A 15,197-nucleotide genomic window follows, 5' to 3' on the forward strand; every position below is an offset into this window, starting at 1 on the left:
TGTGCTAATTCTGTAATTAAGGAAGGTGGAAAGTATTTAGTTTTATCTCATTTAGGACATTTTAGTGGCTCATCGGAATTAAAATCTATCAAAAATCCCCGTAATTTGACTAAGGCAAAGAAGAAAGAGATAAATAAAACCAAGAATGGAGAAGCTTTGGGTTATAGTGATAAGTCAGAAACATATGAAAAACTTATAGACATGTATGGTATGCAATTGTTCTCATCTTTTATGTATTCTAATAAGCACTTGTATGTAGCACATATATTTGATTCAACGTTTTTAGTAGAAATTAATGGAACTGAAATAGAAATTGTGCATCCGTTTTTTAAAAATGATTTATATACGCATCAATCGGTGACTACTGATTATGGAAAATATACTTTAATGAATTTAGATCATTACGGCACTGCATTAGATAGAGAAATCTCAGTAATTGTAATACAAGGAAATCAAATAACAAAACTTGACTGGAATGAAAACCACAATTAAAGTTCTATTTAAAAATTCAACATAGTAGATTGAGAACCCGTACTACCTATACGATACAAAACCCTTCACAATTTAAAATACAGCTATTGCAATGGGCACAGCAGTTCCGGGAAGTAGTTTTTTTGGAGGGTAATGATTACCACAGGAAATATACTTCTTTTGATGCTGTACTTGCTGTTGGCGCTTTTACATCAATTGAAACTGATCATATAAATGCCTTTGCCAAACTTAATGAATATCAGCAGGTAACAAAAGACTGGCTTTTCGGTTACCTGTCTTACGACCTTAAAAACGATACTGAACAATTAAGCTCTGATAATTATGACGGGCTTAATTTTCCCGATTTGTTTTTCTTCCAGCCAAAGAAAGTATTCCTGATAAAGGGAGATACTATAGAATTACAATTTCTCAACATTTGTGAGGAAGAAAGCCCCCTAACCCCCGAAGGGGGATTAAAACCCGAGGGTGAGTGCGACGACAATTTGCTTTGGAAAATATTTGCCTGTAACGAATTTGAAACCCTTAACCCGCAACCCTTAACCCGCAACCTGTTAACCATACAACAACGTATTTCACACGAAAGCTATTTAGATAAAGTAACACAGATGCTGGCACATATTCAGCGGGGCGATATTTATGAGGCGAATTTCTGCATGGAATTTTATGCCGAAAATGCAGTAATTGATCCGCTACAAACTTATCAAAAACTAAACGCCATTTCCAATCCACCCTTTGCAGCTTATTTTAAAAATAATAAACAATACCTTTTGTGTGCTTCACCAGAGCGCTATTTACGCAAGGAAGGGAGTAAAATTATTTCGCAGCCTATAAAAGGAACTGCACGCCGTAGCACTAATTCCGCTGAGGACGAGCAAATAAAACAGGAATTGCTTGCTAATGAAAAGGAACGCAGCGAAAATATTATGATAGTTGATTTAGTCCGTAATGATTTGTCACGTACTGCCACTAAAGGCTCGGTAACTGTAGAGGAACTTTGCGGCGCCTATACATTTAAGCAGGTACATCATCTTATTTCTACCGTAGCCTCGCAACTAAAAGAGGGTTTTACTGCGGCAGATGCCCTTAAAACTACTTTCCCGATGGGCAGCATGACCGGAGCGCCTAAAATTTCTGCCATGCAGATTATTGAGAAGCTCGAAGAAACCAAACGTGGATTATATAGTGGTGCTTTGGGCTATTTTACTCCTAACGGAGATTTTGATTTTAATGTGGTAATCCGCAGTATTTTGTATAATGCAGCAGAAAGGTATGTATCCTTTTCTGTAGGCAGTGCTATAACTGCTAAAGCCACACCCGAAAGCGAATATGACGAATGCCTGCTAAAAGCCAAAGCTATGCGCTCTGTACTCGAAAGTAAATGAATATTACAATGAAAAAATATTTTCTGTTAATCAGTTTTTTGTTTGTTCAGTTGCAGGGTTCTGCACAATCAGACTATAAAGTTTCTTATGATAGCCTTACAGAGTACCAAGGGGTTTATGAATACACAAACAATTCAACATTAAAAATTGCCGCCTCTCCCAGAGATATTATACTGTACGCAATTATCAATCAAAGCAGATACCCGCTAAAGCCGTTGGGTAAAGATGTATTTACAAACTCTTCAAACGAAAAAGTTACTTTCAAAAGGGATATTAATAATCGTGTGATTGCTTATACAGTTGGCAACGAAACCTTTAATCTGTTAAATAGTAAAGTAAATTTACCCGAAAGCATGTGGTATCCCAGGCCAAAGAACCGTCAAATATATCCTTACCGCTATAGTAAGCCGGTAGCAGAACACGATGGTATTACGGTATCTGAAGTCCAAAAACCACTTGATAAATGTGTACTTGAGAGGTTAGTGAATGAGGTGGCAAATGACGAATACCCTAACGTACACAGTCTCCTGATTATGCAACACGGAAAGCTTGTGTTTGAAGAATATTTTTACGAGTATAATAAAGACAGCCTTCATCAAATGCGTTCGGCATCTAAAAGCGTGGTTTCCGCACTAACGGGGATTGCCCTCCAAAACGGAGATGTAAAAGATTTACAACAATCTGTTACTTCTTATTTCCCGGAATATGGCGCTGAAATTAAAACCGGGCTTAAGGATAATATTACCATAGAAAATCTCCTTACCAATCAAAGCGGACTCGATTGTGATATAAGTAATGACAGCGCTGCCGGAAATGAAACGGCAATGGGGCAAAGTGATGATTGGGTAAAATATACGCTTCAACTTCCTATGAGTGATGTGCCTGGGGGGAAGGGTATGTATTGTTCAGGTAACCCTATCATACTCGGACGTATAATTGAAAAATCCTCAGCTATGCCATTATCAAAGTTTGCGGAAAGATACTTATTTGGCCCGCTGGGTGTAAAAGACTTTAAATGGGATTTTAAGCCAAATAAGTCTAATGCTGAAGATTTTTGCCAGGTGTATCTTCGGCCGCGCGATATGGCAAAGTTTGGCCAGCTTTATCTTAACCGGGGTATGTGGGACGGTAAACAGATACTCTCAACGGAATGGGTTGAGAATTCTGTATCTCTCCACAGCACAATCCAGAATGTGGGGTACGGCTACCTTTGGTGGATTAAGTACATTGAAAGTGAAGGTGTGCGTTATAACGGATTTGCTGCCCAGGGAAACGGCGGCCAGCGAATATTCGTTTTTCCCAGGCAGGATATTGTAATCGTTATAACAGGGGGCAATTATAACCAACAGTCGCCGTCAGATAAAATCATAGCCGATTATATCCTTAAGGCTTATAATAAAAAGCATTAATTTTGCTTTTCAAAGCAAGACAGATATGCTTACCAAACTCCGAACCCATCTCTCGCAAAACCTTACTTTTTTAGAAGGGAAGAGACTGCTGCTTGCCGTTAGCGGAGGGGTTGACAGCATGGTTATGGCAACGCTTTTTAAAGCGCTTCGCTATGATATAGCGTTGGCGCATTGCAACTTCAGTCTTAGGGGTAGCGAGAGCGATGGAGATGAAAATTTTGTAAATACTTTCGCCAAAAAAAATAATATACCTGTACATATAACACGCTTTGATACAGGTGCTTTTGCTTTAGATAATAAAGTATCTGTTCAAATGGCAGCAAGGCAGCTTCGCTATAGCTGGTTTAATGAATTGCTTGAAAAGCACAGCTATGACTACCTGCTTACCGCTCACCATCTTGATGACCAAATAGAAACTTTCCTGATCAATTTTACAAGAGGTACAGGCCTTGAGGGCTTAACGGGTATCCCGCAACAAAACGGCAGGGTAGTGCGACCGTTACTGCCTTTCAGCCGTAATGATATTGAGCAGTATGCACAGGAAGAGGCGTTGCAATGGCGCGAAGACAGCAGTAATGCATCTGATAAATACCTGCGCAACAAGCTGCGCCATGATGTGGTACCGGTACTTAAAACATTAAATAAAGATTTCGGGAAGTCGTTTGCATCTACTACAGAGCATTTGCAACAGGCCTTGTCTTTAGTTCAGGATGCGGCTGTTATAGTTTATAAAGAAGTAGTTACAGAGCATGAAAACCAAAAACATATAGATATAAAGCAGCTAATCAGGCTTCCAAATTATAAAGCTTATCTTTATCAGTGGTTAAATCCGCTCGGGTTTACAGCGTGGCACGATATTTATGGCATTGTTGGTGCACAGGCAGGTAAGTATATACTTGGCGAAGGCTATAGGTTGCTTAAAGACCGTGATGTAATGATACTGGAGCCATTTTCTGAAAGTAATACTACTATTTACAGTATAAACGAAGGGCAGGAGCTAATAACCGAGCCGGTAAAACTTCGTTTTAAGGAAATTGAAGAAATGCCTAAGGATATGCTTAAGAACAGTATATATGTTAACAAACAATTAATAAAATTCCCGTTATTTGTAAGAAAGTGGCAGGAAGGTGATTATTTTTACCCTTTCGGTATGAATGGCAGAAAAAAGAAAGTATCGAAATTTTTTAAGGACGAAAAGATGTCGCTGTCTGATAAAGAAAATACCTGGTTATTATGCTCAGGCAATGATGTTGTGTGGATTATAGGGCAGCGGGCTGATGAACGTTTTAAAGTAACCGAACAAACAACGCAAATTTTAAATATACAGCTATTACCAAAATGAAAAAAACAGCATTTTTATTTTTTTCAATCTTTGCTTTTATTTCAATGCACTCACAGGTGCTTGATCCTGTTAAATGGAAATCAAAGATCGAAAAGAAATCGGATACCGAATATGTACTGATTTTTGATGGTGTAATTGAAGACGAATGGCACATGTATTCGCAATTTACACCGGAGGGCGGGCCACTACCAACAGAAATACTTTTTAATAACGCTGAAGGTAATTTTGAGGCACCCGAAAAAGCCGAAGAGAGTGAAACCCACACCCAGTTTAATGATGTTTTTGGTGTAGATGAAACGTATTTTGATAAAACGGTTCAGCTAAAACAAACCATTAAAGTCACCAACCCTAAAAATAATCTCGTTCAAGCAGAGCTTTTTTACCAGGTTTGTAAGGAGCAGTGCATCATGCAGAACAAATATTTTGAGTTTGATTTAAAAGCATTATCATCTAAAGAAGTAGTTGAATTTGGCGTAGCTGCTGTCACGCCATCAGGTAATCAGGATGAGGGAAACGATAAGCCGGCTACAGAAACGCCTACACCTGAAAAGGAAGATGACTTAAGCTTATTAGGCTTTTTCTTGTTATGCTTTGCAGGAGGATTTACGGCTTTACTTACCCCTTGTGTATTTCCTATGATACCCATGACCGTAAGCTATTTTACGAAACAAAGTAAGACAAAAGCTGCAGGTGTAAAGAACGCTTTTTTTTACGGAATTTCTATAATCGTTATCTATGTAGTACTGGGTCTTGCGGTAAGTACAATATTTGGTGCTGATGCACTTAATGAACTCTCTACAAGCGTTTCGTTTAACCTTATATTTTTTATTTTGCTACTGGTGTTTGCCTTTTCATTTTTAGGGGCATTTGAAATTATGCTGCCTAATTCATGGGCAAACAAAATAGACAAGCAGGCAGACCGTGGCGGTTTTATAGGCATATTTTTTATGGCATTGGCTCTTGCCGTTGTATCCTTTTCATGTACTGGTGTAATTGTTGGAAACGTTTTGGTAAAAGCATCTATTGAGGGCGGCCTTGCACCAGTGATAGGTATGTTAGGATTTTCTTCGGCACTTGCATTACCGTTTATGCTGTTTGCCATGTTCCCTGGCTGGCTTAACTCGCTGCCTAAATCGGGTGGGTGGCTTAATACCGTTAAGGTATTTTTAGGCTTTCTCGAGCTTGCCTTTGCTTTTAAATTTTTATCTAATGCCGACCTTGTTTTACAGGCGCACATATTGGAACGTGAAACATTTCTTGCCATCTGGATAGCCGTATTTGGTACTATGGCATTATATCTGTTCGGAAAAATTACCCTGCCACACGATAGCCCGATTAGTTCAATTTCGGTTGGAAGGTTAAGCCTGGGCATCCTTACCCTTGCATTTACGGTTTACCTTATTCCTGGCCTTTGGGGTGCGCCCCTTAAACTGATAAGCGGATTCCCGCCACCATCCACCTACAGCGAATCACCATTTGGTTTCGGGGGGTCGGCGAACAACATCGGCGATAAAGAACTTCCGGAAGGCGCAAAGTATGTTGAAAACGGCATTATTTCTTTTGAGGATTATGACAGAGGTTTAGAATATGCGAAAGAGGTAGGTAAACCGGTTTTACTAGATTTTACCGGATATGCCTGCGTAAACTGCCGTAAGATGGAGCAGCATGTTTGGAGTGATTCGAAAATACTTTCGATATTAAAAAATGATGTAGTGCTGGTTTCACTATATGTAGACGGAACTGAAAAGCTTCCGGAAAACCAACAATATGTTTCCAAAACCACCGGTAAAAAGATCAAAACGTATGCACATAAATGGAGTGATTTGCAAATAAGCAGGTATAATGTAAACGCACAGCCATATTATGTGCTGATGCACCCCGAAACGGAAGAAAATTTAAATGACCCTGTTGGCTATACCCCTGATATTGCAGAATATGAGGAATGGCTTACCTCGGGTATCAGCAATTTTAAATAACAATAAAGCTCCCTGCACGGGAGCTTTTAGTTTATATCTGCTTTATTAAATGCCGCGCGGCAGTCTGCACCGGGTCCCATACAGGGGAGAAGGGCGGGGCGTAGCTGAGGTCTAAATCGATAATATTCTGCAAAGTGAGGTTATACGTTAAGGCTGTTGCAATTACATCTATGCGTTTAGCAGCGCCTTCTTCGCCTATTATTTGTCCTCCCAATAAGCGTCCACTGTTCTTTTCAGCTAATAGTTTAACGGTTATGTCTTTAGCGCCGGGGTAGTAATGGGCTCTTGTTTTACTGTTTATAGACGCAGCAACATATTCTATCTCCAGTTTTTCGAGGTCTCTTTCCCTAAGCCCTGTGCGTGCTACTTCATATTTGCACAGCTTGCATACGGCTGTACCTACTGCTCCCGGAAAAGTAATGTTTTCTCCTGCTAAATTGCTCCCGGCAACAAGCCCCGTTTTATTGGCTATTGTACCCAAAGCAATATGCGTATGCTTTTTACTGACAAGGTCAAGCGTTTCTGTGCAGTCGCCCGCGGCATAAACATCTTCAATGTTGGTCTGCATCCTTCCATTTACCTTTATAGCATTTTTTACTCCAAGTGCTATACCCGACCCTTTTAGGAAATCGGTATTGGGAGAAGAACCCATGCCCAAAATAACCATATCGGCTTTAATTTCCCTTTTATCTGATATTACACCTGTAACTTTGCCATCTTCAGTTTTAAAGCTTTTGAGTCCTTCATTGCAGTATAAGGTAATATCGAGGCTGCGAATGGCTTCTGATATTTTATTCCCCATATCAGCATCAAGCGTATTCATAACATGGCTGCCCCTGTTAATAATGGTAACTTTTAAGCCACGTATTAAAAGGGCCTCCGCCATTTCCAGCCCAATATAACCACCACCCACAATTACAGCGGTTTCCGGCTTTTGATATTCTATAAAGTTCTCAACTTTAATACCGCTTTTCAGGGTAGATACACCAAATATTCCTTCTGCACCGTAGCCTTCAACATCGGGGCAGTAAGCCTTAGCGCCGGTTGCTATAAGTAGCTGGCCGTAATCTTCCCAAAACTCCGTTTGGTTACCTATGTCCAGTACTTTAACCCTTTTGTTTTTGGTATCTACTTCTGTAACTTCATGAAGTGTTTTAACGTTGATATTATATTTATTACGAAACTCTTCCGGGCTGCGCACAATTAGTTCTTCAACTTCAGGAACAGTTTCAGATATAAAGTAGGGTATCCCACAGGCAGAGTAGGAGGTGTACCTTGATTTTTCAAAAACAAGGATTTCCCTTTCGGGCTGCTCGCGCCTGACTTTAGAGGCTGCCGACATACCTGCTGCATCGCCGCCAATAACAACAAGCTTAGGAAGTGTTATTTTGTTATTCATATTTTTCAATTCTTTTTTGAACCATGTGTGCAGTAAGCCCATGGATGAGTACCGAGAAAAATATTGTGGCTATGGTTATATCAAATAATTTTTCGGCATTTTCAAATGTTGCTGATGTTAATGCGTAAGCCAGGTAATATACAGAACCTATTCCCCTGATGCCATAAAAAGACAATACAAACTTCTGGAAGCGGTTTAGCCGCCTACCTGCGAGTGATGCATAGCCTGCAACAGGGCGCACAATAAGTATCATTATAAGCGCAACAATTATGATACTCGGGTTAAGCAATATGTAGTAATGAGAAGCTATAAAGATACCTGTTGCTAAAAATATTAATGCCACAACCATACTTTCCAGTTCTTCATTAAAATCGTGGAGGCTGTCCATGTGCTTGTCAAATTTTTCGAAGCGGCTAAACATGCATGCGGCTACAAATACCGCTATAAATCCGTAACCCCCTGCAATTTCTGTAAGTGCATAAGGTAATAAAGTTAATGATAATGATAATATACCACGACTAATTTTGCTGAGCATATCATGATGGGCAATATTAAACACAATTTTAAACAGCCCCCATCCTGATAGCAATCCTATAACAAGCGCAATACCAATTTTTATAAGCACATGATGCAGCAGCCAGTCGGCAATCCAGTTTTCGTATTGTGTGCCATATTGTGCAGCCATTATAGCAAAATAGGTAAAGGGGAATGCAAGCCCGTCATTAAGCCCAGCTTCAGAGGTAAGGCCCAGTCGTATTTTGCTTGTGTCTGCCTCGCTGGGCTGCGATGTTTGCAGTTCTCCTGCCAAAACGGGGTCTGTAGGTGCTATGAGTGCGCCAAAAAGTAATGCTGTTGCGGGGGCAAGCCCAGCTATCCACCAGCCCAAATATGCCGCAGCCACTATGGTTATGGGCATGGTAATTGCCAGCAGGCGGAAAGAGCTTTTCCAGGTTTCCCACTTAAAAGGCTCTTTAATCTTTAATCCGGCATTGGTAAGTGCTATAATAACTACAAACTCTGTTATGCGCTTAATCAGTTCCATGTGCTGCATGGGCTGAAAGAAATAATGCAACAATATAAAATAAGATGCTATACCAAACAGCATATATACTATTGGTGCAGAAATTACCCTTTTTTGCATTATAACGGGCACAATGGCAGCCAGCAGGGCTATAATGCCTGCAGCCAGTAAAATAAGGTCGTATTGTTCCAGTTTAAAATATTCAGGCATCGTATAATATAAAATAACCAAAACAGGTGTTTTGGCTAAGTGTTTTTGGTGTTAGTGAATTAGCCTAATACGTACTGGCTAAGAATCTGATATACTTCGTTTATATTATTATCTTTTCCGAATTGTTTTTTTATAGGTCTGTCTTCTCCGCGTATCCATATTTTCAGCTCTGCATCCAAATCCATCAGCCCGGCACTTTCTTTAGAGAATTTGGTAATGCTGCCGTAGGGTATGGTCATATAATCGGCCTTAGAGCCAGTAATGCCCTGCTTATCTATTAGAATTAGCCTTTTGTTAGTAAATACAAACATATCTCTTATAATGCGGTAAGCCTTTTGTATAGATTCTCCCGGAACTAAAACAGATTCAAATTCTTTTTGTATCTTTTCTATAGAAACCTCTGAAGCCTGGCCTAAAATTGCATTAAAAATTCCCATAATTATAATTTGTGTTATATGTACTAAAGTTAAAACTTAATTTGTAACGTATAAGCGGTCTCTTACTATTTTTAAGGGTAATTTATGATTTGATAAATATTTGCTTTATTTTCGGCTGTTAAAAATTACTATATGCTTATAAAAGTTTTCGGGAGTGCCGTATTTGGTGTAGAAGCCACTACAATTACAGTAGAGGTAAATATAGATAAAGGTGTTGGCTACCATCTTGTAGGGCTTCCGGATAACGCAGTTAAAGAAAGCAGCTACCGCATTGCAGCCGCACTAAAAAATAACGGCTACCAGCTACCCGGAAAGAAAATAACCATTAACATGGCGCCTGCCGATTTGCGAAAGGAAGGCTCGTCCTATGACCTTACGCTTGCCATTGGCATACTGGCAGCAAGCGGGCAGATTAATGCAGATGAAGTTGGCAAGTATATTATTATGGGAGAGCTATCGCTCGACGGAAGCCTGCAACCCATTAAAGGCGTACTGCCCATAGCCATTAAGGCAAAGGAAGAAGGCTTTAAAGGTTTTTTCCTGCCAAAGCAAAATGTAAATGAGGCCGCCATAGTAGCAGGGCTTGATGTGTATGGTATAGAGAATGTGACAGAGGTAATCGACTTTTTTGAAGGCAAAGGTTCGCTATCGCCTACAGTAATAAATACACGCGAAGAATTTTATAAAACCCTTGATTTCCCTGAGTTTGATTTTAGTGATGTGAAGGGACAGGAAAGTATTAAACGCTGTATGGAAATTGCCGCCGCAGGCGGGCATAATATCATATTGATTGGGCCTCCCGGCGCCGGTAAAACCATGATAGCCAAAAGGCTGCCCAGCATACTGCCACCCATGACGCTTAAAGAAGCGCTGGAAACAACAAAAATACACAGCGTGGCAGGCAAAATAAAAAATGTTGGCTTGCTAAACCAACGCCCTTTCCGCAACCCGCATCATACTGCAAGTTCTGTAAGCCTTGTTGGAGGGGGGAGTTTCCCACAGCCGGGTGAAATTTCGCTGGCGCATAACGGCGTTCTTTTTCTTGATGAGCTGCCGGAGTTTAAACGCGAAGTGCTTGAGGTAATGCGACAACCTTTGGAAGACAGGGAGGTAACTATAAGCCGTGCTAAATTCACCATTACTTATCCATCTTCTTTTATGCTTGTGGCAAGTATGAACCCCAGCCCCGGCGGCTATTTTAATGACCCTGATGCACCCGTTAGCTCTTCTCCCCACGAAATGCAACGCTATCTCAGCAAAATATCGGGTCCGTTGCTCGACAGGATAGATATACATATAGAAGTAACCCCTGTCCCTTTCGAAAAGCTAAGTGATACCCGTAAATCGGAGAGCAGTGTGGAAATAAGAAAGCGTGTTACTAAGGCACGCGAAATACAAACGCAGCGTTTTGCAGAATCTGACACGGTGCATTACAATGCACAGATGAGCACAAGGCAAATAAGGGACTACTGCAAACTTGACAGCACCTCTTTACAATTGCTGAAAACTGCTATGGAAAGGCTTAACCTTTCCGCCCGGGCTTATGACAGGATTTTAAAAGTGAGCCGTACTATAGCCGACCTTGATAATGCGGCAGACATTGAGCCGCAGCATATTAGCGAAGCGATACAGTACAGAAGCCTTGACAGAGAAGGCTGGTTAGGTTAATTTATATTTTATTTCTGAAAATTATACTCTAAAGGTTTTACCTTTATTAAAAACCATTTTATGTTTAAGCAGGAACTACAGGATTTATTTACAAATATGCCCCAACAGGTACAGGAAAAACTAAAGCCCATAACCGAAAACCTTTTAGAAAGGGCAGGGGAGGTAGATGCGTTTGCCGCTGATGACCCCGACTATTATGAAAATGAAAAAGAGCTCATTATGAAAGAGGTGCGCAAAGTAAAATATATTAACGACCAGTGGCAGATTATGAATTCTGGCAGGAATAATTGAGCTGATATTATAATACTAAATCCTCAAACAGTTTTTGTGCCTTGCTTTCTAAATCTGTGCAAAACCCGGGGTGCGGGCGTGATGTTTGTATAACCGAGCTCCTTACAGCCGTTAGCCACCTGAAACGCTCTGCTGCATCAAGCTTTGCAATTGGGCCGCCGTCTTTTGCGCCATTACCTACTTTTTTAAATGCCTCAAGGTTTAATTTTATCTGGTTTATGTCCAGTTCAGGGTTAAGCATTAATAGCTTTGCTTCATCAACGGTATAGAGTACTTTTACAAAATTTTGTCGTTTGCAAAACAGTATAACACCTGCATTAACAAACTCTTCGCGCTCTACCCGGGGTACAATCCTGATTACGGCATACTCATATAAGTGTTTGTCTTGCATCTTCAGCTTCTTTTATAAATATATCGGCATTTTCTAAGCGTGTCACTAAAAAAGTAAGGTAAACTTTCCTTATTTCTTCTGCGTTAAGTTCGTTTTCTTCCCATTGCAGCCATTCATCAGGTATAAGGTTTACAATGTCCTGTAAAACTTCTGTGGTAAGCAACTGCCTGCATTGTGCATCAGCCTGTGCTAATTCAGATGCCTGTGGAAGCAGTACATGGTCTTTTATAAGCGCAAATTTGCTTTTGGCATGGCCTTCAGGGTCAGAAAATGAATGATGGAAGTATAAGCTTGCCCCGTGGTCTATCAGCCATAGCTCTTTGTGCCATATAAGCATGTTGGTATTCCTGAAGGTACGGTCAACATTGGTTATATATGCATCCAGCCATACAATTTTAGATGCCATATCAGCAGGTACGCTTGTTACTACAGGGTCAAAATTTATGGCTCCTGAAAGATAGTGCAGTGCAAGGTTAAGCCCCCTGCTGCCCTGTAACAAATCCTGTATTTCCTCATCAGCCTCTGTACGCCCAAATGCTTCGTCGAGCTCGGCAAACACAAGCTCCGGCACTTTTAAACCAAGAACACGTGCTATCTCACCGCCAATCAGTTCAGCAATAAGTGCTTTGGGCCCGTGCCCTGCACCCTTAAACTTCAGTACGTAGTTAAAATTATCATCTGCCTCTGCAATAGCAGGCAAAGAGCCGCCTTCCCGTAGGGGTGTCACATAGCGGGTTACATTAACAGTACGCAATTTTATATTTTCCGGCATAAGCTAACTGGCTTTATCAAGTAAAAGTAATAATATTTGGCAAAACATTATTATCTGTAAAACTACATGTTTTGTAACTTTAAATGAAACAGATGTAACATGAGATATTTTTTTTCTGCTTTGGTTTTCTCTGCTTTTGCATGCAATAATAATGAACCCGTAAAAGAATACATACCTCCTGTTGAAGTTCAGGATGTTAATCACGAGGAGGAACTTAGGCAATCCATAATTTCATTTGCTAAAGAACATTTGGGCACAAAATATTGTTATGCAGGCAGTACCCCTCAACAGGGTTTTGATTGCTCCGGCTTTGTCTATTATGTTTATAAACATTTTGGTATAGAATTGCCGAGAAGCTCTTCCGGGTTTAAAAACTTTGGAGAACAGGTTAAGCCTGAAGATTTCAGGGTAGGGGACATATTGGTTTTTTATGGCTACCGTGATTCCGACTCTATAGGCCATGTAGGTATTATTTGTGAAGCTAACGGTATGAATTCGAAGTTCATTCATGCATCTTCAGGGAGCGAATATGCTGTAACGATCAGTGAATTAGCGTCTGAAATGTACACCCGCAGGTTTTATAAAGCCGTGAACGTACTTGATGATTAAAAAAAGAGTCCGCTTTTAAAGCGGACTTTCTATTTATGACCTGTACAGCAGTTGCGCAAGCCTGTTATCTCGTTTATAGACATCATCATAAAATGCAACATTTCCATCTTCATCTGCCCATGCAGTAAAGTAGGCAATATAAACAGGAATCTTATTTTTAATGCTGAAGGTGTTTTCTTTTTCGGCATGCATGGCTTTATCAACCTTGCTTTCTGTCCAGTCACCATGCTTTTTTGTTATCAGTACAGCAAGTTCTTTTGCTTTCTCTACACGAACACAACCATGGCTAAAAGCTCTTTCTTCTTTATTGAAAAGGCTTTTGGCAGGAGTGTCATGCAGGTAAATATTATTAGAGTTCGGGAACATAAACTTAACCAGCCCCAAAGAGTTGTTGCCGCCCGGTTTTTGCCTTACGCGGTCATCTACCCATTCCATATTGTGCTTGGCAAGGTAATTAGGGTCGCGTTCTATGCCGGGTTTTATTTCATTTTCAAGTATACTGTTAGGCACATTCCAGTACGGGCTAAAGGCAATGTAGCTCATCTGCCCGCTAAAAACAACCGTTTTATTCAGCTCTTTACCTACAACTACTTTACTCACCAAAGCCGGCTCACCATCCTGATAATAATGCAGCCTGTATGAGGGTATGTTTACAGCAATATACTCTTTGGCAGTATTCAGTTTTGGGGTTATCCACCTGCATCGTTCCATATTTACAGATATGGTTTTTATTCTTTCAGATACCGGCACATTAAGCTCTTTTACAAGCCCCGGTGTTATGAGGCTGTCAACTTCCCTGTTATGCCTTTTATCATATGCATTTACAGCTTCAACCAAGTCGCTGTCAAAAACGTTTTTGCCATTGTTGTTTTTCAGGTATCCCTCTTTGTAAAGCCTTTCGCGCACCTGTGCCACCGCAGCAGCAGAATCGCCGGGTTTTAAAGATTTTACGCCTTTATCAAGTGTTATAGTTCCCCATCCGCCATTTTTTTCAATCTCGCGGTATTTCTTTAATCCTTTTTTCAGGTTATAGTATTGTGTGAAAAACTCTTTTTTGTCTTTTACAATAAGCTGTGGGTCGCGCATAAGTGTATCAAGATATGCTACATAAGATGTTTTTTCGCGCGGCAGGTACCAGCCGGTTTCACGGCTTGCCTGCTTGTCCAGCCCTTCATATACTTTTTTGGTATAGTAAAAATACATAGAGCTGATAAGTAGTTCAGCATTCAGGTTTGGGTCTTTTTTGGTATCACCATAAAAAAGGTTGCTCAAATCATTCCTGTAGGGCAGTTTTCTCTCCAGCCCTTCCTCGTCAAGCTGATTAGTCTGGTTATACAAAACCTGTGCAAATTCAATTATACCGCCTTTGTCATACCAAATGTAATGGTTGTGCTTGCTGTAAAGTTCTTTAATATCGCCTCTGAATTCTTTATAATCAGGGTATTTATCAAAAAAAGCTTCAAAGCGGGTTGTGTCTATTGGTATGGTATTTTCTTCATCATGCACCTCTATACCCGAAAGGTCTTCATTACCTTCATCATCTTTGTTTTTCTTGCAGGAATACAGCATAAAAACACTGCCCAAAATAACAATAAGGGCATTTAATCTCAATCTCTTCATAGTTCTTTTATTGTTTTATTAAATTTACGGAAATTTAAAAATGTACTATTATTTTTAATAAAAGTTTAGCTGATTACCCTATAAGCTCCGTCAAAATAATAGTCCATTTTTTTCTGTTTCATGATAAATATCATGAAATATATACGATTCAATCTTTTATTTTACAGCATATTACAAG

14 protein-coding genes are annotated in these 15,197 nt (G+C 40.1%); 8 read left to right on the forward strand and 6 right to left on the reverse strand.

From position 1 onward, the window contains the following. From Q0K96_RS01635 to Q0K96_RS01655, 5 genes are all read left to right on the forward strand, one after another. Nucleotides 1–492, forward strand: a 492-nt coding sequence (locus tag Q0K96_RS01635) for a hypothetical protein (protein WP_297332267.1), incomplete at its 5' end; no start/stop codon positions are given. Between the two features lie 29 nt (nucleotides 493–521). Then, entirely contained in the window at nucleotides 522–1,874 is a 1,353-nt protein-coding gene (locus Q0K96_RS01640; protein ID WP_297332268.1) for an anthranilate synthase component I family protein, read from the forward strand. Between the two features lie 8 nt (nucleotides 1,875–1,882). Continuing rightward, complete coding sequence (locus Q0K96_RS01645) at nucleotides 1,883–3,283, forward strand: serine hydrolase (RefSeq protein WP_297332269.1); 1,401 nt, start codon at nucleotides 1,883–1,885, stop codon at nucleotides 3,281–3,283. A gap of 25 nt (nucleotides 3,284–3,308) precedes the next feature. After that, nucleotides 3,309–4,625: a tRNA lysidine(34) synthetase TilS gene (gene tilS, locus Q0K96_RS01650; protein WP_297332270.1), complete on the forward strand. Its 1,317-nt coding sequence runs from the start codon at nucleotides 3,309–3,311 to the stop codon at nucleotides 4,623–4,625. Beyond that, on the forward strand, nucleotides 4,622–6,601 hold the full coding sequence (locus Q0K96_RS01655) for a thioredoxin family protein (protein ID WP_297332271.1): 1,980 nt from the start codon (nucleotides 4,622–4,624) through the stop codon (nucleotides 6,599–6,601). Before tilS ends, Q0K96_RS01655 begins: the two co-directional genes overlap by 4 nt. Nucleotides 6,602–6,632: 31 nt before the next feature. Here the strand turns inward: Q0K96_RS01655 and Q0K96_RS01660 are convergent, their stop codons facing one another. Genes Q0K96_RS01660 through Q0K96_RS01670 form a run of 3 tightly spaced genes read right to left on the reverse strand, consistent with a single transcriptional unit; the run spans nucleotide 6,633 to nucleotide 9,668 of the window. Next, nucleotides 6,633–8,000, reverse strand: coding sequence for an FAD-dependent oxidoreductase (locus Q0K96_RS01660; RefSeq protein ID WP_297332272.1), 1,368 nt, complete (start codon nucleotides 7,998–8,000; stop codon nucleotides 6,633–6,635). Next, nucleotides 7,993–9,231, reverse strand: coding sequence for a cation:proton antiporter (locus tag Q0K96_RS01665; RefSeq protein WP_297332273.1), 1,239 nt, complete (start codon nucleotides 9,229–9,231; stop codon nucleotides 7,993–7,995). Before Q0K96_RS01665 ends, Q0K96_RS01660 begins: the two co-directional genes overlap by 8 nt. A 59-nt stretch (nucleotides 9,232–9,290) precedes the next feature. Next, nucleotides 9,291–9,668, reverse strand: a complete 378-nt coding sequence (locus Q0K96_RS01670; RefSeq protein ID WP_297332274.1) for a PH domain-containing protein — start codon at nucleotides 9,666–9,668, stop codon at nucleotides 9,291–9,293. A gap of 132 nt (nucleotides 9,669–9,800) precedes the next feature. Between Q0K96_RS01670 and Q0K96_RS01675 the strand changes: the two genes are divergently transcribed. Next, nucleotides 9,801–11,336 carry a YifB family Mg chelatase-like AAA ATPase gene (locus tag Q0K96_RS01675; protein WP_297332275.1) on the forward strand — a complete coding sequence of 512 codons (1,536 nt, stop codon included), beginning with the start codon at nucleotides 9,801–9,803 and terminating at the stop codon, nucleotides 11,334–11,336. Between the two features lie 60 nt (nucleotides 11,337–11,396). Then, nucleotides 11,397–11,627: a hypothetical protein gene (locus tag Q0K96_RS01680; RefSeq protein WP_297332276.1), complete on the forward strand. Its 231-nt coding sequence runs from the start codon at nucleotides 11,397–11,399 to the stop codon at nucleotides 11,625–11,627. Nucleotides 11,628–11,634: 7 nt separating this feature from the next. On the opposite strand, the gene Q0K96_RS01685 is transcribed toward Q0K96_RS01680, so the two are convergent. Both Q0K96_RS01685 and Q0K96_RS01690 read right to left on the reverse strand, forming a co-directional pair. Continuing rightward, complete coding sequence (locus Q0K96_RS01685; RefSeq protein ID WP_297332277.1) at nucleotides 11,635–12,018, reverse strand: DUF3037 domain-containing protein; 384 nt, start codon at nucleotides 12,016–12,018, stop codon at nucleotides 11,635–11,637. After that, nucleotides 11,996–12,790 carry a HipA family kinase gene (locus tag Q0K96_RS01690; RefSeq protein ID WP_297332278.1) on the reverse strand — a complete coding sequence of 265 codons (795 nt, stop codon included), beginning with the start codon at nucleotides 12,788–12,790 and terminating at the stop codon, nucleotides 11,996–11,998. Before Q0K96_RS01690 ends, Q0K96_RS01685 begins: the two co-directional genes overlap by 23 nt. A 99-nt stretch (nucleotides 12,791–12,889) precedes the next feature. On the opposite strand from Q0K96_RS01690, the gene Q0K96_RS01695 reads away from it, so the two are divergent. Continuing rightward, nucleotides 12,890–13,399 (forward strand): C40 family peptidase, encoded by a 510-nt coding sequence (locus Q0K96_RS01695; RefSeq protein WP_297332279.1) that lies wholly within the window; start codon nucleotides 12,890–12,892, stop codon nucleotides 13,397–13,399. Between the two features lie 33 nt (nucleotides 13,400–13,432). On the opposite strand, the gene Q0K96_RS01700 is transcribed toward Q0K96_RS01695, so the two are convergent. After that, on the reverse strand, nucleotides 13,433–15,019 hold the full coding sequence (locus tag Q0K96_RS01700) for a L,D-transpeptidase family protein (protein ID WP_297332280.1): 1,587 nt from the start codon (nucleotides 15,017–15,019) through the stop codon (nucleotides 13,433–13,435). Between the last annotated feature and the right edge of the window lie 178 nt (nucleotides 15,020–15,197).

Origin of the sequence: Flavobacterium sp., assembly GCF_024305175.1 — a bacterium.
Classification (GTDB): Bacteria; Bacteroidota; Bacteroidia; order Flavobacteriales; family Flavobacteriaceae; genus Flavobacterium.